We start from the raw sequence: 20,759 nt of genomic DNA on the forward strand, positions 1-20,759 counted from the left end.
AATTACGGTGATTGGCGGGTTTGAAAAGGGCAGGGGCTGTCACATAATCTTGACAACTATCTGCGTGCCTCGACAGAAACTCTGCCTCGGGCGCGCCACCAAACCCTGTGGGAGCGAGCCTGCTCGCGAAAGCGGTCTGTATGACACATCGATACTGGATGTGCTGGCGCCTTCGCGAGCAGGCTCGCTCCCACAAGGACATGTGTTTACCTCTCAAACCTGTCGGGCCTTTTTCTATGCGCATCAAAGTCCACTGCCAGAACCGCATCGGCATCCTGCGCGACATTCTCAATCTGCTGGTGGCGTACGGGATCAACGTTGCCCGCGGTGAAGTTGGCGGTGAGCATGGCAATGCGATCTACCTGCACTGCCCGAACCTGATCAACATCCAGTTCCAGGCGTTGCGCCCCAAGTTCGAGGCGATCGGCGGGGTGTTCGGGGTCAAGCGCGTCGGGCTGATGCCCAGTGAACGCCGGCACATGGAATTGAACGCACTGCTTGGCGCGCTGGAGTTTCCGGTGCTGTCGATCGACATGGGCGGCTCGATCGTTGCGGCCAACCGCGCGGCGGCGCAGTTGCTCGGCGTGCGCGTCGATGAGGTGCCGGGGATTCCGCTGTCGCGCTACGCCGAGGATTTCGACCTGCCCGAACTGGTGCGCGCCAACAAATCGCGGATCAACGGCATGCGCGTCAAGGTCAAGGGCGACATCTTTCTCGCCGACATCGCGCCGCTGCAATCGGAGCACGATGACAGCGAGGCCATGGCCGGCGCCGTATTGACTCTGCACCGCGCCGATCGGGTCGGCGAGCGCATCTACAATGTGCGCAAGCAAGAGCTGCGCGGTTTCGACAGTATTTTCCAGAGCTCGAAAGTCATGGCCGCTGTGGTCCGCGAAGCGCGACGCATGGCGCCGCTGGATGCGCCGCTATTAATAGAAGGCGAAACCGGCACCGGCAAGGAACTGCTCGCGCGCGCCTGTCACCTCGCCAGCCCGCGTGGACAGTCACCGTTGATGGCGCTCAACTGCGCCGGACTGCCGGAGTCGATGGCCGAGACCGAACTGTTCGGCTACGGCCCCGGCGCTTTCGAAGGCGCTCGCGCTGAGGGCAAGCTTGGCCTGCTGGAGTTGACCGCTGGCGGCACGCTGTTTCTCGATGGCGTCGGCGAGATGAGCCCGCGCTTGCAGGTCAAATTGCTGCGCTTTCTTCAGGATGGTTGCTTCCGTCGCGTCGGCAGTGATGAAGAGGTCTATCTGGACGTGCGGGTGATCTGCGCGACGCAGGTGGACTTGTCCGAATTGTGCGCGCGCGGCGAGTTTCGCCAGGATCTCTATCACCGCTTGAACGTACTGTCGCTGCACATCCCGCCGCTGCGCGAATGCCTCGACGGTCTGACGCCGCTGGTTGAGCACTTTCTCGACCAGGCCAGTCGGCAGATCGGCTGTCCGCTGCCGAAGCTGGCCCCGGCGGCGATGGATCGTCTCAGCCATTACCACTGGCCGGGCAACGTGCGGCAGCTGGAGAACGTACTGTTCCAGGCGGTTTCCCTGTGCGACGGCGGCACGGTCAAGGCCGAACATATTCGCCTGCCGGATTACGGCGTGCGTCAGCCGCTTGGCGATTTTTCCCTCGACGGAAATCTCGACGAGATCGTCGGGCGTTTCGAGAAAGCGGTGCTGGAACGCTTGTATTCCGAGCATCCGAGCAGTCGGCAGTTGGGCAAGCGGCTGGGTGTTTCGCACACGACGATTGCCAACAAGTTGCGTGAGTATGAGGTTGGCAAAACCTCCGAAAGCTAAATAGAGCCTTTGTGGCGAGGGGATTTATCCCCGATGGGCGGCGAAGCCGCCCCGCTTTTCCTTCCCAGCGACCTCATTTGCAGGCTTGGCGACTGCTGCGCAGCCGAACGGGGATAAATCCCCTCGCCACAGGATCGCCATCCCCCGCCGAACTCAGGATTGCCACTAACCGGCATGACACCGCCGGTTTTTCGTCTTCGACCCATTTCAGATTCCCCCTCCGATCCCCTCAAGTCCCCTGTTTGCCGGGCCTTCGCCCGCCAATAAAAAGTTGGTCTGCAAATTGCTTATGGCTGAGCAGTACAGCGGTGGGCGGCAAACGTCCGGCATGCAGAGGAAACACAGTGGACAAGTACCTTTATGTGGCAATGACCGGCGCCAGCCAGAACGCACTGGCGCAGCGGGCGCATGCCAACAACCTGGCGAACATCTCCACCAACGGCTTCCAGCGCGACCTCGAGCAGGCGCGTTCGATGCCGGTGTTCGGTGACAGCTTTCCGGCGCGCGCGTTTGCCATGAGCGAACGTCCCGCCACCGACTTCACGCCGGGCTCGCTGGTGCAGACCGGGCGTGAACTCGACGTCGCGGTATCCGGCAACGGTTTCATCGCCGTGCAAAACCCCAGCGGTGGTGAAAGCTACGTGCGCACCGGCAGCCTCAACATCGACGCCCTCGGCGTATTGCGCGCCGGCAACGGCATGCCGGTGATCGGTAATGGCGGCCCGATCGCCGTGCCGCCCGAGCAGCAGGTCGAAGTCGGTGAAGACGGCACCATCAGCATTCGCGCAATGGGCGAAGGTCCGCGCGTCATGGCCGAAGTCGACCGGATCAAGCTGGTCAATCCGGACATCAAGAACATGAACAAAGGCCTCGACGGTTCGATTTACACCAAGGACGGCCAGCCGGCGCAAGCCGACGCCAACGTCAAACTGGTCTCGGGTTTCCTCGAGTCGAGCAACGTCAATGCCGTGGAAGAAATGACTTCGGTGCTGGCGCTGGCCAAGCAGTTCGAGTTGCACGTCAAGATGATGAACACCGCCAAAGACGACGACCAGGCCATGGCTCGGGTCTTGCAGATCAGCTAATTATCAGAACGTCGCGCCGTAAAACAGGCGCACGAGGAGAATCGAATGCTTCCGGCTCTATGGGTTGCCAAAACCGGTCTGTCCGCCCAGGACACCAACCTGACCACCATTTCCAACAACCTGGCGAACGTTTCGACCACGGGTTTCAAACGTGACCGTGCCGAGTTCCAGGACCTGCTCTATCAGATCAAGCGTCAGCCAGGCGCCCAGTCGACCCAGGACAGCGAACTGCCGTCGGGTCTGCAAGTGGGTACCGGTGTGCGCATTGTCGGCACCCAGAAAAACTTCACCGCTGGCAGCCTGCAAACCACTGAGCAGCCGCTGGACATGGCCATCGACGGTCGCGGTTTCTTCCAGATCCTGCAGCCGGACGGCACCACGTCCTACACCCGTGACGGTACTTTCCACCTCGACTCCAATGGCCAGATCGTCAACGCCAGCGGTTTCGCGCTGGAGCCGGCGATCATCATTCCTAACGATGCGCAGACCTTCACTGTCGGCCGTGACGGCACCGTGTCGATCACCATCGCCGGCAATCCGGCCTCGCAAGTGATCGGCAACCTGCAGACCGCTGACTTCATCAACCCGGCCGGCCTGCAAGCCGTGGGCAACAACCTGTTCCTGGAAACCGCGGCTTCCGGCGCGCCGCAGGTCGGCACCCCGGGCCTGAACGGTTTCGGTACCACGCTGCAGAACACCCTGGAAACCTCGAACGTCAGCACCGTTGAAGAGATGGTCAACATGATCACCACTCAACGCGCCTACGAGATGAACTCCAAGGTGATCTCCACCGCCGACCAGATGCTCTCGTTCGTAACGCAGAATCTGTAATCCAGTCTTTGGGGCGGCCTGAGGTCGCCAGCAACACCGTGAGGTAGGGTCATGAAGCGCTTTGTATCTGTTCTGGCATTGAGTGGGGTCGTCTCGCTCGCGGGCTGCGTCGCCCCGACGCCCAAGCCCAATGACCCTTACTACGCCCCGGTGTTGCCGCGCACACCGTTGCCGGCGGCGGCCAACAACGGCTCGATCTATCAGGCCGGCTTCGAGCAGAACCTGTACAGCGACCGCAAGGCGTTCCGGGTCGGTGACATCATCACCATCACCCTGAACGAGCGCACGCAGGCAAGCAAGAACGCCAACTCGCAGATGGACAAGAACAGCGATAACTCGATCGGCCTGACCTCGTTGTTCGGCTCCAGCCTGACCACCAACAACCCGATTGGTGGCGGTGACCTGAGCCTCAACGCCGGCTACAGCGCCGACCGTTCGACCAAGGGCGACGCCAAGTCCGGGCAGAGCAACAGCCTGACCGGCTCGATCACCGTGACCGTGGCCGACGTGCTGCCCAACGGCATCATTGCCGTGCGTGGCGAGAAGTGGCTGACGCTCAATACCGGTGACGAGCTGGTGCGCATCGCCGGCATGGTCCGCGCCGATGACATCGCGACCGACAACACTGTGTCGTCGACCCGTGTCGCCGATGCGCGCATCACCTATTCGGGTACCGGCGCGTTTGCCGACACGAGTCAGCCAGGCTGGTTCGACCGCTTCTTCCTCAGCCCGCTGTTCCCTTTCTAGGTGGCTACGTTGAATCTGAAAAGCCTCATGCTGGCCGCGTTGTTGTTGCCGGTTGCCTTCACTGCACATGCCGAGCGGCTGAAAGACATCGCCAGCATTTCCGGCGTGCGCTCCAACCAGTTGATCGGTTACGGCCTGGTGGTCGGGCTTAACGGTACCGGCGACCAGACGACGCAGACCCCGTTCACCCTGCAGACTTTCAACAACATGCTCTCGCAGTTCGGCATCAAGGTGCCGCCGGGATCGGGCAACGTGCAGTTGAAGAACGTCGCGGCGGTGTCGGTGAGTGCTGATCTGCCAGCGTTTGCCAAACCGGGTCAGCAGGTCGACATCACCGTTTCGTCGATCGGTAACTCCAAGAGCCTGCGCGGCGGCACTTTGTTGCTGACGCCACTCAAGGGTATCGACGGCAACGTCTATGCAATCGCTCAGGGCAACCTCGTGGTTGGCGGTTTCGACGCTGAAGGCCGTGACGGTTCGAAGATTACCGTCAACGTTCCGTCGGCCGGGCGCATCCCTGGCGGTGCCTCGGTTGAGCGTTCGGTGCCGAGCGGTTTCAACCAGGGCAACAGTCTGACGCTGAACCTCAACCGCTCCGACTTCACCACCGCCAAGCGCATCGTCGACAAGATCAACGACATGCTCGGCCCTGGCGTCGCACAAGCCATTGATGGCGGTTCGATCCGTGTGACTGCACCGCTCGATCCGAGCCAGCGTGTCGACTACCTGTCGATCCTGGAAAACCTTGAAGTCGATCCGGGCCAGGCCGTCGCCAAAGTCATCATCAACTCGCGTACCGGCACCATCGTCATCGGCCAGAACGTGAAAGTGTCGCCAGCCGCCGTGACCCACGGCAGCCTGACCGTGACCATCACCGAAGACCCGATCGTCAGCCAGCCTGGCCCGCTGTCCAACGGCCAGACCGCCGTCGTACCGCGCTCGCGGGTGAATGCCGAACAGGAAGCCAAACCGATGTTCAAGTTCGGCCCGGGCACCACCCTCGACGAGATCGTCCGTGCGGTGAACCAGGTCGGCGCGGCACCAGGTGACCTGATGGCAATTCTCGAAGCTCTGAAGCAGGCCGGCGCATTGCAAGCCGACCTGATCGTGATCTGAGGCCGGCCCCCATGGATATGCGCAAAAGCGGTCTGGTCAGCAGCAGCGATTCGGGTTCCTACTCCGACCTCAATCGTCTGAACCAGCTCAAGGTCGGCGACAAGAACAGCGACGAGAACATGCGCAAGGTTGCGCAGGAATTCGAGTCGCTGTTCCTCGGCGAAATGCTCAAGTCGATGCGCTCGGCCACCGAAGCGCTTGGTCAGGACAACCCGCTGAACACGCCGGCGGCCAAGCAGTATCAGGAAATGTACGACCAGCAACTGGCGGTTTCCATGTCCCGCGAGGGCGGTGGTATTGGCCTGGCCGACGTGCTGATCCGCCAGATGTCGAAGAACAAGCCGATGGCGCCGGGCGAGGCTGCGGCTGCGTCCGCCGCCAAGCAGCAGGAAGCGCTGGCCAAGGCCGCCGCCGTGCCGACGCCGATTGCCGCTGGCACCGTCGCCACCGGTCCGCTGTCCCGCGTCAACGGCGAGCGTCCGTTGTGGGCATCGCGCTCGGTGCATGCGCCGAACAACACCGATATTTCCCATCGCAACGACATGGCGCTGATCAACCAGCGGCGTCTGGCATTGCCGCCGAAACTGGCCGACCGCTTGCTCGCTGGTCTGGTGCCGTCGGCGCCGAGCGTGGCCACTGCCAGCACTGCGGCCGCAGCGACCAACGCCTTGCCGCAACGGGCTGCGACTAACGCCGTCACAGGCTCCGGTGCGTTGTACAACGGCGACTGGCTGGCCCGTGCCGAAGAGCAGAAAGCCGCTGGCGGCCAGATGCAGGTCTACGGCCGCGCCATGGCGCAGATTCCGCTGGCACCGGCGAAAAAGGCCTTCAGTTCCGCCGACGAATTCGTCAACACCATGCTGCCGATGGCCAAGGAAGCTGCCGACCGCATCGGCGTCGATCCGCGTTATCTGGTGGCGCAAGCGGCACTGGAAACCGGTTGGGGCAAATCGGTCATGCGCGCCCAGGACGGCAGCAGCAGCCACAACCTGTTCGGCATCAAGGCGAGCAGCAACTGGAAGGGCGATTCGGCCCGCGCGATCACCAGCGAGTTCCGCAATGGCGCGATGGTCAAGGAGACGGCCGAGTTCCGTTCCTACGCCTCGTACAAGGACAGCTTCCACGATCTGGTGACGTTGCTGCAGAGCAACAATCGCTATCAAGAAGTGCTGAAGTCGGCCGATAACCCAGAACAGTTTGTACGCGAGTTGCAGAAGGCCGGTTACGCCACTGACCCGAACTACGCGACGAAGATTTCGCAAATTGCCAAGCAGATGAACAGTTTTGAAAACTACGCTGCGGCGGGTGTCTCCACCACGCCTTTATAAGGCACCAGGTAATAAGGTCTGAACCATGAGTTTGCTCAATATCGGGATGTCGGGACTGTCGGCCAGCCAGTCCTCTCTGGCTACGACAGGCAACAACATTGCCAACGTCGACACCGCCGGTTATTCACGTCAGCAAACCGTGCAGGGCACCAAGTCCTCGCAGCAGTACGGCAGCGTTTTCATCGGCACGGGCACGACCCTGGCTGACGTGCGCCGGGTGTACAACTCGTACCTGGAATCGCAGCTGCACACCGCGACTTCGCTGGACAGCGAGTCGGCCGCGTTTCTCAAGCAGGCGACGCCGCTGGACGCCATGCTCTCGGACACCAACACCGGCCTGACCGGTGTGCTGCAGAAATTCTTCACCTCGATGCAGGGCGTATCGACGTCGGCCACCGATGACACTTCGCGTCAGTCGGTGCTGACCGGTGCGCAGGCGCTGACCAGCCGTTTCAATACCCTGGCCAAGCAGCTCAACGATCAGAACACCACGATCAACGGCAGCCTCGGCGACATGACCGCCCAGGTGAACAAACTCGCCACGGCGATCGCCAATCTCAACCAGAAGATCGGCGAAATCTCCACCAGTGGCGGAGCGCCGAACGACCTGCTCGACAGCCGTAACGAAGCCGTGCGTCAGCTCTCCGAACTGACCGGTGCCCAGGTCGTCGAACGCGGCACCAGCTTCGACATTTATGTCGGCAGCGGCCAGCCGCTGGTCATCGGCAACACCACCAACAGCCTGAGCATGGTCGCGAGCAAGACCGACCCGTCGCGCATGTCGATCCAGATGGATCGCGGTTCGAGCACCATCGACATCACTTCGGTGATCAGCGGTGGCGAAATCGGCGGTCTGCTGACCTATCGCAAGGAAGTCCTCGACCCGTCGCTCAACGAGCTCGGTCGCGTCGCTCTGGTGATTGCCGATCAGATCAACAGCCAGCAAGCCCAGGGCATCGACAAGAACGGTGACTTCGGCGCGGCGATTTTCAACAACATCAATAGTGCCGCCCTGATCAGTCAGCGCAGCATTGCGAAGGATGGCAACAGCGCCGGTTCGGGCAACCTCGATGTGACCATCAAGGACACCGGCAAGCTGACCACCAGCGACTATCAGGTGACCTTCACCAGCGCCACCGATTACACCGTCAAGCGTTCCGACGGCACCGATCTGGGCGCATTCAGCACTACGACCAATCCGCCGCCAGTGATCGACGGTTTCACCCTGGCCTTGAATGGCGGCGCGCTGAGCGCGGGTGACTCGTTCAAAATCACGCCGACCCGCAACGCGGCGGCGAGCATTCAGACGGTCCTGACCGATCCGAAGAAAGTCGCTGCGGCCGGTCCGCTGACCGGCGTCGCCAGCGCCAACGGTCTGGGCACTTACACCCAGCCGACGCTCAGCGACAAGATCGACATCTACAACCCGACCGCCCAGGCTGACATGCAGGCAGCGTTGAAGAATTCGACGCCGGTCAAACTGGTGTTCGGCGCAGCCAGCGGCGGCAGCCAATCGTACAACCTGGTCGACGCCAAGGGCGCGACCATTGGCACCGGTACCATCGTGCCCGGCCAGTCGAACACGCTGAATCTGAAGGTCGGCATCGTCGACGCCAGCGGCAACCCGGTGATGGACACTACGGTCACGCCGAACGTGCAGAAGACCTTCACCGTGCAGACCACCGTGGGCGGCACGCCGAAAACCGGCGAGACCTTCACCATGAACCTGACCGGCGCGGCGTCTTCGGACAACCGCAACGCCCAGGCACTGGTCGCATTGCAAACCAAACAGACCGTGGACACTGGTTCGGCGAGCAAGGGCATCAGCCTGACTGACGCCTATAACACCCTGGTGACCAACGTCGGTACCAAGACCGCCCAAGGCAAGTCCGACAGCGCCGCAACCACGGCGATTCTGGAGAACGCCAAGGGTGCCCGCGATTCGCTTTCCGGGGTCAACCTGGACGAAGAAACCGGCAACCTGGTCAAGTACCAGCAGTACTACACAGCGTCTTCGCAGATCATCAAAGCTGCGCAGGAAACTTTCGCCACGCTGATCAACAGCCTTTAAGGAGTCGTAATTCATGCGCATTTCCACCGCCCAGTATTACGGAACGCAAGCTTCGGATTATCAGCGTAACTTCAACAAGGCTGTCGCCACCGCGAGCGAGGCGAGCAGCCTGCAACGCATCAACACCGCCGCCGATGATCCGATCGGTGCCGGGCGCTTGCTGCAATTGGGCCAGCAGGCAGCGATGCTCGATCAGTACAAGACCAACGTCAACACCACCAAAAGTGCGTTGACCGTGCAGGAGTCCACGCTGGATTCGATCACCACGGCGTTGGCACGGGCCAAGGAACTTGCGCTGGCCGCGAACAACGGCACGATCACCGACAAGGACCGCCAGGCTTACGCCTCGGAACTGGGTGAGATCCAACAGCAAGTGCTGGGCCTGATGAACGCCAAGGATGCCAACGGCAACTACCTGTTCTCCGGTTCGAAAACCGATACCGCGCCGTACTCGAAGAATTCTGACGGCACGTTCAGCTACAACGGCGACCAGACCACCATCGATCTGGGCATCGGCGACGGCATGACCGTGGGTACCAACACCACCGGTTGGGACGCGTTCCAGCAGACCATCAACACCGGCCGCACCAACACCAAAATGACTGCGCCAGCTGTGGATGACGGCCGTGTCGTGCTGTCCAACGGCACCGTCGGCACTGTTGCCACCTACGATGCCAAGTTCACTGCCGGGCAGCCGTACACCGTCGATTTCGTCAGCAGCACCCAGCTGAAGATCACCGATGCGCTGGGCAACGATGTGACCGCCGAGGCGAGCCAGAATGGCCTGATCAGCAACAGCAGCGGCGCCAATCAGACCGTCAGTTTCCGCGGCGTCGACCTCAAGCTGAACGTCAATCTGAAGGCCGGCGATACCAATCCGGACGCCGTTATCGCAGGGCACAGTTTTCAGTTGTCGGCCTCGCCGGACTCGTTCACCACCACGCGTAATCCGGGTAACCCGTCGACCAGCGTGATCACTGGTTCGACCATCACCGATCAGGCAGCCTACACCGCAGCGTTTCCGCAGGGCGGCGCAGTGCTCAAGTTCACCAGCGCCACCGATTTCGATCTGTATGCCGCGCCGGTGACGGCCGACAGCAAGCCGGTTTCCTCGGGCACGGTTGCCGGTGGTAACGCCACCGCTGCCGGTGTGACATTCGCGCTGGGCAGCGCGCCGGCCGCTGGTGATCAGTTCTCGATCCAGCCGAACAATCACCAGACCCAGAACGTGCTCGACACTCTGGGCCAGATGATCACCGCGCTGAACACGCCAGTCGATGGCGATCCGGTTGCCAAGCAGAAATTGCAGGGCGCGATGGAGGCAGGCCTCGGCAACATCGATGCCGCTTCCAACCAGATCGGCACCGCAGTCACCACCATTGGTGCGCGCGGCCAGGCGCTGGACATGCAGACCATCACCAACGACAGCCTGACCACGGCGAACAGCACGACCCAGGGTTCGATTCGTGATTCCGATCCGGCTGAAGTCATGACCCGTCTGACGCTGCAACAGACCATGCTGCAAGCCGCGCAACTGGCGTTCAGCAAGATCAGTCAGTTGGGTCTGTTCAACAAGATCTGATGATTGGCGGGTGCGTGAGCGCCCGCCAACTTTGTGCCTCTGTTAATGATTTTTTGCGGTATCAAGGGCTCGTTTTTGCGAGCGGGCTCGTACCGCCTGTGAGCCCGCCGTGAATTCACTTCCTCTCGTCAGCATTGCCATCCCTGCGTTCAATCCGCGCTTTTTCGAGCGGGCATTGAACAGCGCCGTCAGCCAGACATACGCGCCTCTTGAGATCATTGTCTGCGACGACAGTCGTGGTCATGAGATCGAAGGGATTGTCAGTGCTGTGGCCGAGCGCTCGGGTGTTGCCGTGCGCTATGTGCGCAACCCGCGCACACTGGGCCTGGTCGGCAATCTCAAGGCGTGCCTTGATCAGGCGCAGGGTGAATTCGTCAAGTTCATGTGTGACGACGACCATCTCTATGCCGCCTGCATCGAGCAGCAGGCGCACGAGATGTTGCGTGAGGAAGTCAGCCTGGTGCTGGCTCAGCGGCTGTTCTGGGACGCCGACGACATCATTCTGCCGGCGCGCCTTGAAAACACTTCGTTGTCACCGGCCAGCGGTCTGTTCAAGGGTGATGACCTGCTGGGCATCTTCGAAAAATTTCCGGTCAATGTGCTGGGCGGTTTCTCCAGCGCCTTGTTCCGTCGTTCGGACCTCGTCGACTTGTTGCCGGCGCTGACTCAGGACGGCCACTGCTTTGTCGCCACCCTGGATTTCGCCTTGTACGTATGCCTGCTGCGGCGCGGCAATCTGGCGATGTCGAACACCGTGCTCAGTGCCGAGCGGCTGTATCCGGAGCGCTTGAGCGCTCAGCAGCCGATGAAAGACGCGGTCGAGGTCGAGCGCGAGTGGATTCTGCAAATGCTCAAGGCGCGCAGCGGCGAGTCGGCGCCAGCGCCGGGTTGGGTGCGCTATGTCCCGCTGACCAAGGCTGACGTAATGCCGCGCGTCTGGGAAGAGCTGCCCCTGAGCCGAACGCTGGGTACCAAGCAGAGTCGCCAGGAGTGGTGCGTCGGCATCGATAGCTGGAGCTTCGCCGAACTCTACGCGCACTGGCTACAGTGCCGCAGTCTCACTGAAGGGCAGCGCAAGTTACTGCCGGAAACTCTGGCCGCCTGGCCACAACAGCCGCGAATAGTGCCGATCGTCATTGATGCCCAGGGCAGTCGCGATGGAGTCGAGCGCACGCTTGAGGCGCTTGCTCGGCAGGACTATGCCCCTGAACTGATTCTGGTGCTGTCCGCTTCCTGTAACGAGGCGACGCTGGATGGGCGCGTGTTCCACATGCCACTGGAAGGTGACGGGCTGGGTCAGATCAACGCGTTGTTGCCCCAACTGGAGGGCGCCGACTGGTTTTACCTGTTGCAGGCCGGTGACCGGCTGATGGTGCCGGCCTTGCTGGTCATGGCTGACCGGATTGCGCACTCGCCGTCGCTCGGTTGCGTGTACAGCGATGAAGGCGGTCTGCGCGATGGTGAGTCCGTGGAACCCGCCTTCAAACCCGATTTCAACCTTGATCTGATGCGCAGCTACCCGTATGTCGGGCGCGCCTTGGCGTTCAAGCGCGAACGCTTTCTGGCGCTGGGTGGTTTTGACACGACGTTCACCGAACTGGCTCCTCACGACATGCTGTGGCGCATGGTCGAAAGCGACGGCACCCAGGTGATCGGGCATGTCGCCGAAGTTCTGCTGGAGTCGCCATTCGATCTGTCGCGGTGGTTGGCCGAGCCAGGCGTCATCGAACAGAACCCTCGTGTGCTCGAAGCGCATCTGCAACGCATTGGCGTTGCCCATGAAATCCGCCGTGGCAGTTGCCAATTGCTCAATCGTGTCGACTATCGGCACGCGCGCCGTCCGCTTGTGTCGATCATCATCGTCACCCGGGATCAGACCGCTGCCTTGCAGCGGTGTGTCGAGACCGTGCTGGAAAAAACCGCCTACGCCGACTACGAACTGCTGCTGGTCGACAACGGCAGCGAAACCGCTGAGGCCAGAGCATGGCTGGACGGCATCGCGCAATTGGGTGGTGACCGAATCCGCGTGCTGACGTACCCGCAGCCGGACAACATGGCTGCCCTGCACAATTTTGCCGTGACCAAGGCCCGTGGCGAATATGTGCTGCTGCTCAATACCTTTGCAGTGATCACCCACGCCGACTGGCTGGACGAACTGCTCAATCATGCGCAGCGCCCGGAAGTCGGCGTGGTCGGCGCCAAGTTGTTCAACCCGGATGGTTATGTGCTGCATGCCGGCATGATTCTGGGGATGCAGGGCGCGGTCGGGCTGCCATTTTATGGACAGTCGCTGCAGTCGGACGGTTATATGTTCCGGCTGCAGGCCACCCACGATCTGAGTGCAGTCGGCGGTGATTGCCTGATGGTGCGCAAGACGGTTTTCGAGGCGGTGGCAGGGCTTGACGAAGAGGATTTGAAGCAGGCGCTGAACGTGGTGGATCTGTGCCTGCGCATCGGCCAGGAAGGCTACCTGGTAGTGTGGACGCCTTATGCCTTGCTGGCTCAGGGCGTGCGCCCGACTGTCGAGTCGACAACTGAGCAAGGCCAGCAACATTTGCACGAGCAAGAGACCTTCTACAAGCGCTGGCTGCCGCGCATTGCCCGCGATCCGGCCTTCAACGTCAACCTGTCACTGCAGGGCGTCGGAGCGACCAGTTTCAGCCTTGAGCCGGGCCTGCGTACGGGGTGGACTGCTTTTTCCAGGCCGCAATTGCCCAACGTACTCGCCGTGCCGATCAATGCCTCAGCCATTGGCCATTACCGCATGAGTCAGCCGCTGATAGAGCTGGAAGCGGCGAACCGCGCCGAAGGGTGTATTCGTTACGGCTTGCCGTCGATCATTGAAATCGAGCGTCAGTCGCCGGATGTCATCGTCCTGCAAGGGCGCTATTCCCAGGGCGCGATCGATGAAATCCCGCCGCTGAAAAAGTTCTGCCATGCCCGGCGCATCTTCGAGCTGGATGACTATGTGATCGATGTTCCGCATCGCAATGCGCATATCCGCAACATGCCCAGCAAGCAGGAAATGGAACGGATGGTGCGCCAGGCGATCAGCCTGTGCGACCGCGTGGTGGTCTCGACTCAACCACTGGCCAATGCGCTGTCGGACATGCACCACGACATTCGCGTAGTCCCCAACATGCTCGCGCAAAACCTCTGGACCGGTTTGCGGGGTCAGCGCCGCACCTCGAAAAAACCTCGCGTGGGTTGGGGCGGAGGCACCAGCCACCATGGCGATCTGGCGGTGATTGCCGATGTCGTGCGTGAATTGGCCAACGAAGTTGACTGGGTATTCTTTGGCATGTGCCCGGATGACCTGCGTCCGTACATGCACGAGTTCCACGGTGTGATTCCTCTGGACGTCTATCCGGCCAAGCTGGCCAGTCTTAACCTCGACCTGGCCCTGGCACCGCTGGAGTTTCACATTTTCAATGACTGCAAGAGCAACCTGCGTTTGCTGGAATACGGCGCCTGTGGTTATCCGGTCATCTGCACTGACACCGAAGCCTATCAGGGCTACCTGCCGTGCACGCGGGTGAAGACCAACAGCACTGATGAATGGCTGCAGGCGATTCGCATGCATCTGGCCGACCCTGACGCGAGTTATCGCATGGGTGACGAGCTGCACGAGGTGGTCATGCGCGATTATGTGTTGCGTGGTGACAATCTGCGGTATTGGGAGAATGGCTGGCTGGCGGATTGATCGTTTATATGGGCGGCTTTTTGGGGTTGCTTTTTTTGGGGTCTTGGCGGCCTTTGGGCCGACCAGGCTGTTGGGGTTTTGGGTGTAGATCCGTTTCTGCGGATGTTGCTGATTACGGTTCCGCCCTTACGGCGGGTCACCTTTTTCAAACGCCAAAAAGGTAACCCAAAAGGCTTGCTCCTACGTTCGGCCCTCGCAGGCTCGGGTTCCTTCGCTGCGGGACTGATCCGGGCGCAGCGGCTCCGGTTTGCTTCGCTGCACCTCCTTCCGCTGTGTCTGGCTGCGCCAGACGGTCGCTGCGCTCCTACGCCCGGATCAATCCCTTCACTCAGCCTTCCGACGTCGCCGGTGGATCAAGATCAAGAGCACTCGAGCTTGCGCTCATTGTTGAGTGGGGCGGCTTCGCCGCGGGCAGCTGCGCTGCTTTGCTTTTCTGTGGGAGCGAGCCTGCTCGCGAAGGCGGCCTGCCGAGCAACCCATTTCTCCCAAATGCCCACGATCCAACTGTAGGAGCTGCCGAAGGCTGCGATCTTTTGCTCTTGCTCTTGCTCTTGCTCTTGCTCTTGCTCTTGCTGTTCTGTGGGCGCGAGCCTGCTCGCGAAGGCGGCCTGACAGCCGACCCATTTCTTGCTGGATGCACGCGATCCAACTGTAGGAACTGGCGAAGGCTCGGGCTGCGATCGGACGATCTTTTGCTTTGGCTTTTGATCTCTTGCCCCTTCACGCCCTCAGCCTGCCCATCAGCCTGTTGCCACTTCCACCGACGCCTCTATCAGCCATCTCCGAAAACCCGAGTCTGAGCTGGCGCGTTTCCTGCAAGTGCCCCGCAAATCGCCATAAAACGAGCGCTCGCGGTGTTTCCTCCTGCGCCCGTAGCGGCAGAAGGTTTGGCCAGAAGGCCTGCGACGCTCAAAAAAGCAGTGCGCAGCCCGGTGACGTACGAGAGGGGAGACGATGAAGGCAGTAATTTTGGCGGGTGGCCTCGGCACGCGCATCAGTGAAGAGTCGCACCTCAAGCCCAAGCCGATGATCGAGATCGGCGGCAAGCCAATTCTCTGGCACATCATGAAGCAGTATTCCGCCCACGGGATCCACGACTTCGTCATCTGCCTGGGTTACAAGGGCTACGCGATCAAGGACTTCTTCGCCAACTACTTCCTGCATACATCCGACGTCACTTTCGACATGCGCAACAACCGCATGGACGTCCATCAGAACTACAGTGAGCCGTGGAGTGTGACCCTCATCGACACCGGCGAGGAAACCATGACCGGTGGCCGCCTGTTGCGTGCCGCGCGTTATCTCAAGGATGAAGAGGCGTTCTGCTTCACCTATGGCGATGGCGTTTCCGACATCAATATTGCTGAGCTGGTCGACTATCACAAGGCTCACGGCCGCCTGGCGACCGTCACTGCGGTGCAGCCGCCAGGTCGTTACGGCGCGCTTGAACGCCAAGGTGACCAGGTGCTGGGTTTCACTGAAAAACCCCGTGGTGACGGTGGCTGGATCAATGGCGGTTTCTTCGTGCTTTCGCCAAAAGTGCTGCCCTACATCAGCGATGACGCCACCACCTGGGAAGCCGAGCCGTTGGCCCGTCTGGCTCAGGACGAACAATTGAAGGCCTTCGAGCATGAAGGCTTCTGGCATCCGATGGACACCCTGCGTGACAAGAACCATCTCGAAGCGCTGTGGCAGAGCGGGGAGGCCCCATGGAAGCAATGGGCCTGAGTGCGGATTTCTGGCGTGGCAAACGCGTTCTCGTCACCGGACACACTGGATTCAAAGGCAGTTGGCTGACCCTGTGGCTGCAAAGCCTTGGTGCGCAGGTCAGCGGTTTTTCTCTGGATCCGTCGACCGAGCCGAGCCTGTTCGAACTGGCGCGCGTGCGCGAAGGCATCAATGATCAACGCGGCGATCTGCGTGACCTCGGTGCCTTGCTGGAAATCATCGCCGAGACCGAGCCGGAAATCGTCCTGCATCTGGCGGCCCAGCCTCTGGTGCGCGAGGGCTATCGCGATCCGCTTGGCACCTATTCCAGCAACGTCATGGGTACGCTGAATCTGCTCGAAGCGATTCGTCAGGTCGGCGGCGTGCGGGCCTGCGTGCTGGTGACCACTGACAAGGTCTACGCCAACAAGGAATGGCTGTGGCCATACCGCGAAGACGAAGCCCTTGGTGGACACGATCCTTACAGCAGCAGCAAGGCCTGCTGCGAATTGCTCGCGCAGTCGTACGCGGCGTCGTTCTTCCCGGCGGACAAACATGCCGAACACGGTCTGGCCTTGGCTACCGCACGCGCTGGCAATGTACTGGGCGGTGGTGATTTTGCGCCGGAGCGACTGATTCCCGACGTATTGAAAGCATGGACCGCCGACGAGCCAGTGACCCTGCGTTACCCGCAAGCCGTGCGTCCGTGGCAGCACGCGCTGGAACCGCTGGCCGGATATCTGCAACTGGCTGCTGCTCTCTACGAGTACGGCCCGGAATACGCCGGTGCGTGGAACTTCGGTCCCGGTGAGGCTGACATGTGCAGCGTCGGTGAAGTGGTTGAACTGCTCGCCAACCGTTGGCCGCAGGCCCGTGGTTTGCGCATCGAGCCGAGTGAATTGCACGAAGCCGGTCTGCTGCGTCTGGACAGCAGTCGTGCGCGGCAGGTGCTCGGCTGGCAGCCGCGCTGGTCGTTGCAGGCGTGCCTGGCGCAGACCCTCGATTGGCACTTGGCGTGGCAGAACGGCGATGATATGCGCGCCGTAACTCTGGGCCAATTGAATCTGTACCGAGGCGCGCTGTGAGCGAGTTTTCCCTGCAAGCGTTGCCATTGGCCGGCCTGTTCAGCGTTCAGCATAAACGTTTCGAAGACCAGCGCGGGCACTTCGCCCGGTTGTTCTGCGAGGGCAGCCTGAGTGCGTTCGGCAATGAATTTCATATCCGCCAGATCAACCATTCCTGCACCCGCGAGAAGGGCAGTGTGCGTGGCCTGCATTATCAGAATGCCAACGCCCCGGAAGCCAAACTGATCACGTGCCTGCGCGGTGAGGTCTGGGATGTGGCGGTGGATCTGCGCCCGGACTCGGAGACGTTTTTGCACTGGCACGCCGAGCACTTGAAGGCGGGCGATGGCCGCAGCCTGTTGATTCCGGGCGGTTTCGCTCATGGCTTTCAGACGCTCACCGACGACGCCGAATTGCTCTATCTGCACAGCGCCGATTACGTACCGGAGCACGAGGGCGGCTTGTCGGTGAACGATCCTCGGCTGGCGATTGCCTGGCCGTTGCCTGTCAATAATTTGTCAGCGCGCGATTCCAGCCATCCCGCGCTTGATCAACACTTTGCTGGAGTGCGTCTATGAATTGCCGTGGGTGCGCCGCACCGCTGAATCTGCCGCTGATCGACCTCGGCACTTCGCCGCCGTCCAACGCCTACGTGCATGCCGATCGCCTTGAGCAGGCCGAGCAATGGGTCCCGCTGAAAGTCGCGGTGTGCGAGCAATGCTGGCTGGTGCAGACCGAGGATTACACCAGTGCCGACAGCCTGTTTGATGCCGAGTACGCCTACTTCAGTTCGTTCTCCAGTACTTGGCTGAATCACGCCGAGCGCTATGTCGCCGAGATGAGCGAGCGCTTTGGGCTGAACGCTGACAGCCGCGTGGTCGAAGTTGCCGCCAACGACGGTTACTTGCTGCAATATGTCGCCGCGCGCGGCATCCCGTGCCTGGGCGTCGAGCCGACCCGCAGCACCGCACAGGCTGCACGGGAAAAAGGCCTGGAAATTCGTGAGCTGTTTTTCGGCCGCGACACCGCCACGCAATTGCGCAGCGAAGGCTGGGGCGCCGATCTGATGGCGGCCAACAACGTGCTCGCGCACGTGCCGGACATCAACGATTTCCTCGCCGGCTTCGCGACGTTGCTCAAGCCGACCGGCGTCGCCACTTTCGAGTTTCCGCAACTGCTGACGCTGATGGCTGGAGCGCAGTTCGACACGCTGTATCACGAACATTATTCCTACCTGTCGCTGACCGCCGTGCAGACCCTGTGCGAGCGCAATGGACTGGAAGTGTTCGACGTCAGCCAGTTGAGCACTCACGGCGGCTCGCTGCGCGTATTCGTGCAGCGCAAGGACGGCCAGCGCCGCACTGTTCTCCCGGCAGTTCAGCAACAACTGCAGGCCGAACTCGATGCCGGGGTGAAAACCGCCGAGTACTACGCGACCCTCGCGCCTGCTGCCGAACGCATCAAACATGACCTGCTGCGCTTCCTGTTGCAGGCCAAGGCCGACGGTAAACGTGTGGTCGGATACGGCGCGGCAGCCAAGGGCAATACCTTGCTCAATTACGCCGGGGTCAAACCAGACTTGCTCGCTTGGGTCGCGGATGCCAACCCGCACAAACAGGGCAAGTTCTTGCCGGGCAGTCGCATCCCGATTGTTGCGCCAGCGCAGATCGACATCGACAAGCCGGACTACGTGCTGGTACTGCCGTGGAACCTGCTGCACGAACTCAGTCAGCAACTGGCGCAGATGCGTCAGTGGGACGGGCGCTTCGTCATCGCCGTGCCTGAGTTGAAAGTGCTGTGAAAGTTCTGGTCACTGGCGCCACGGGCTTTGTCGGTCGGCATCTGGTTGCTGCATTGCTTGAACGCGGCTGCGAAGTTCGCGCGGTGGGGCGCAACGCAGAAAAGGCGCAGGGCATGCCATGGATCAACCACGTCGAATTCGTCGCGGCAGACATTCACGCTGCCGACCTGAATGTCGTCGCGCTGACCGAAGGCATCGACGCGCTGGCGCATCTGGCCTGGCCGGGGTTGCCGAACTATCGGGCGCTGTTTCATTTCGAGCACAACCTGATGGCCGATTACCGCTTTATCAAAAGCGCGGTAGAGGCGGGCGTGTCGCAGGTGCTGGTGACCGGCACTTGCTTCGAATACGGCATGCAGAGCGGTCCGCTCAGCGAATCAACCGAGCCACGGCCGAGCAATCCCTACGGTCTGGCCAAACATACGCTGCACCTGTTTCTGCAGAATTTGCAGCAGGAGCAACCGTTCACCCTGCAATGGGCGCGCTTGTTCTATTTGCACGGCGAAGGGCAGAACCCCAACAGCCTGTTGGCTGCGCTGGACCGGGCAATCGATGCCGGCGAGGCGTCGTTCAACATGTCGGCCGGTGAGCAGTTGCGCGATTTCCTCGCGATTGAAACCGCCGCGAGTCACCTCGCCGCGATCCTCCATCAGCGCGATTTCGATGGCGTGGTCAACTGCGCCAGCGGCCATCCGGTGTCGGTGCGTGCGCTGGTCGAACAGCGCTTGCATGAGCGTGGCGCAACACTGGCTCTGAACCTCGGCCATTACCCGTATCCGACCCACGAACCGCTGGCGTTCTGGGCCGTCACCGAGTGCTTGCAACAGTTATTGGGAGAGTCGCCATGAGGCACGAGTTGTACCGGGCCACCGGCCTGCCGGTGTTGCAGAACCGCACTTTCGCCGATGCCGAATCGGCGCGTGCCTCGGCCAGCGCCGACATGCTGCTGGTTCAGGACGAGCGCAGCGGTCTGGTCTTCAACGCCGCGTTCGATGCCGACAAGCTCAGTTATGACGCCGACTATCAGAACGAGCAGGCGCACTCCGGTCAGTTCCAGAAGCATTTGAGTGACGTCGAAGGCATCATCGCCAAGCACTTCAAGGGCCAGGAACTGATCGAAGTCGGCTGCGGCAAGGGCTACTTTCTCGAGTTGCTCAAAGGCCTGGGCTATTCGATCACCGGCATCGACCCTGCTTATGAAGGCGAAAACCCCGAGGTGATCAAGGCGCCGTTCACGCGCGGCCTCGGCCTGGCGGCAGACGCCATTGTGCTGCGTCATGTGCTGGAGCACATCGAAGACCCGGTGAGCTTTCTGGCCGTGATCGCCGAGGCCAATCAGGGCGGGCAGATCTACATCGAAGTGCCGTGCCTGGACTGGATCCTCGAGCACAAGGCCTGGTTCGACCTGTTCTACGAACACGTCAATTATTTCCGTCTCGATGACCTGCGCCGGATGTTCGGCACGGTGCATGAGGCCGGGCATCTGTTCGGCGGCCAGTATCTGTACATCGTCGCCGATCTGTCGACGTTGCGCCTGATACCCGAACAACCGGTGCCGCGCCTGACTCTGCCTGAAGATTTCAGCGCCAGTCTCGACCGCGCTGTGCAGATCATCCGCTCGGCGCCTGCGCAGGGTTCGGCGATCTGGGGTGCCTCGTCCAAAGGCGTGATCTATTCGCTGTACCTGCAACGCGCCGGCGTCGCGGTCGATCGCGTAGTCGATATCAACCCGGCCAAGCAGGGGCGTTATCTGCCGCTGAGCGGCGCGCGGGTGTCCTCGCCGCAAGAGGCCATGGATGCGCTGCCCGAAGGCGCGCACCTGTTTGTGATGAATTCCAATTACCTCGAAGAGATCAAGCGGATGACCGGTGGACGCTACGTCTATCACGCCGTCGACAGCGCTTCGTTTCAGTGACCCTTGAGAT

Annotated in this window: 15 protein-coding genes; all 15 read left to right on the forward strand. The window is 61.3% G+C overall.

The features are described from left to right. Nucleotides 1-236: 236 nt before the first annotated feature. The 15 genes from ACYSTU_RS25100 (at nucleotide 237) to ACYSTU_RS25170 (ending at nucleotide 20,749) form a co-directional block, all read left to right on the forward strand. A complete protein-coding gene (locus ACYSTU_RS25100) occupies nucleotides 237-1,799 on the forward strand; it encodes a sigma-54-dependent transcriptional regulator (RefSeq protein WP_122602226.1) in 1,563 nt (520 codons plus the stop codon). A 344-nt stretch (nucleotides 1,800-2,143) separates the two neighbouring features. Continuing rightward, on the forward strand, nucleotides 2,144-2,884 hold the full coding sequence (locus ACYSTU_RS25105) for a flagellar basal body rod protein FlgF (RefSeq protein WP_016771112.1): 741 nt from the start codon (nucleotides 2,144-2,146) through the stop codon (nucleotides 2,882-2,884). Between the two features lie 45 nt (nucleotides 2,885-2,929). Continuing rightward, nucleotides 2,930-3,715 (forward strand): flagellar basal-body rod protein FlgG, encoded by a 786-nt coding sequence (flgG, locus tag ACYSTU_RS25110; protein WP_024012082.1) that lies wholly within the window; start codon nucleotides 2,930-2,932, stop codon nucleotides 3,713-3,715. 51 nt (nucleotides 3,716-3,766) lie between these two features. Beyond that, nucleotides 3,767-4,462: a flagellar basal body L-ring protein FlgH gene (flgH, locus tag ACYSTU_RS25115; RefSeq protein WP_016771110.1), complete on the forward strand. Its 696-nt coding sequence runs from the start codon at nucleotides 3,767-3,769 to the stop codon at nucleotides 4,460-4,462. Between the two features lie 27 nt (nucleotides 4,463-4,489). Further along, on the forward strand, nucleotides 4,490-5,578 hold the full coding sequence (locus tag ACYSTU_RS25120; RefSeq protein ID WP_052269122.1) for a flagellar basal body P-ring protein FlgI: 1,089 nt from the start codon (nucleotides 4,490-4,492) through the stop codon (nucleotides 5,576-5,578). 11 nt (nucleotides 5,579-5,589) lie between these two features. Further along, nucleotides 5,590-6,906, forward strand: a complete 1,317-nt coding sequence (flgJ, locus tag ACYSTU_RS25125) for a flagellar assembly peptidoglycan hydrolase FlgJ (protein ID WP_123442866.1) — start codon at nucleotides 5,590-5,592, stop codon at nucleotides 6,904-6,906. Between the two features lie 25 nt (nucleotides 6,907-6,931). After that, nucleotides 6,932-8,977, forward strand: coding sequence for a flagellar hook-associated protein FlgK (gene flgK, locus ACYSTU_RS25130; RefSeq protein ID WP_499002255.1), 2,046 nt, complete (start codon nucleotides 6,932-6,934; stop codon nucleotides 8,975-8,977). 13 nt (nucleotides 8,978-8,990) lie between these two features. Continuing rightward, nucleotides 8,991-10,559, forward strand: coding sequence for a flagellar hook-associated protein 3 (locus ACYSTU_RS25135; protein ID WP_206420850.1), 1,569 nt, complete (start codon nucleotides 8,991-8,993; stop codon nucleotides 10,557-10,559). Nucleotides 10,560-10,668: 109 nt separating this feature from the next. Then, nucleotides 10,669-14,262 carry a glycosyltransferase gene (locus ACYSTU_RS25140; RefSeq protein ID WP_499002258.1) on the forward strand — a complete coding sequence of 1,198 codons (3,594 nt, stop codon included), beginning with the start codon at nucleotides 10,669-10,671 and terminating at the stop codon, nucleotides 14,260-14,262. 954 nt (nucleotides 14,263-15,216) lie between these two features. Continuing rightward, the gene (gene rfbF / locus ACYSTU_RS25145) at nucleotides 15,217-15,990 is read left to right on the forward strand and encodes a glucose-1-phosphate cytidylyltransferase (protein ID WP_016771105.1); all 774 of its coding nucleotides are present in this window, start codon (nucleotides 15,217-15,219) and stop codon (nucleotides 15,988-15,990) included. Further along, nucleotides 15,972-17,054 carry a CDP-glucose 4,6-dehydratase gene (gene rfbG, locus ACYSTU_RS25150; RefSeq protein WP_130901816.1) on the forward strand — a complete coding sequence of 361 codons (1,083 nt, stop codon included), beginning with the start codon at nucleotides 15,972-15,974 and terminating at the stop codon, nucleotides 17,052-17,054. Before rfbF ends, rfbG begins: the two co-directional genes overlap by 19 nt. Then, nucleotides 17,051-17,611 (forward strand): dTDP-4-dehydrorhamnose 3,5-epimerase family protein, encoded by a 561-nt coding sequence (locus ACYSTU_RS25155; RefSeq protein WP_499002262.1) that lies wholly within the window; start codon nucleotides 17,051-17,053, stop codon nucleotides 17,609-17,611. The genes rfbG and ACYSTU_RS25155 overlap by 4 nt, the downstream gene beginning before the upstream one ends. Next, a complete protein-coding gene (locus tag ACYSTU_RS25160) occupies nucleotides 17,608-18,834 on the forward strand; it encodes a methyltransferase domain-containing protein (protein WP_499002265.1) in 1,227 nt (408 codons plus the stop codon). The genes ACYSTU_RS25155 and ACYSTU_RS25160 overlap by 4 nt, the downstream gene beginning before the upstream one ends. Beyond that, a complete protein-coding gene (locus ACYSTU_RS25165; protein ID WP_016771102.1) occupies nucleotides 18,831-19,682 on the forward strand; it encodes an NAD-dependent epimerase/dehydratase family protein in 852 nt (283 codons plus the stop codon). The genes ACYSTU_RS25160 and ACYSTU_RS25165 overlap by 4 nt, the downstream gene beginning before the upstream one ends. Next, a complete protein-coding gene (locus ACYSTU_RS25170; RefSeq protein ID WP_499002268.1) occupies nucleotides 19,679-20,749 on the forward strand; it encodes a class I SAM-dependent methyltransferase in 1,071 nt (356 codons plus the stop codon). The genes ACYSTU_RS25165 and ACYSTU_RS25170 overlap by 4 nt, the downstream gene beginning before the upstream one ends. Nucleotides 20,750-20,759 lie beyond the last annotated feature (10 nt).

This window comes from Pseudomonas glycinis, from assembly GCF_054871425.1.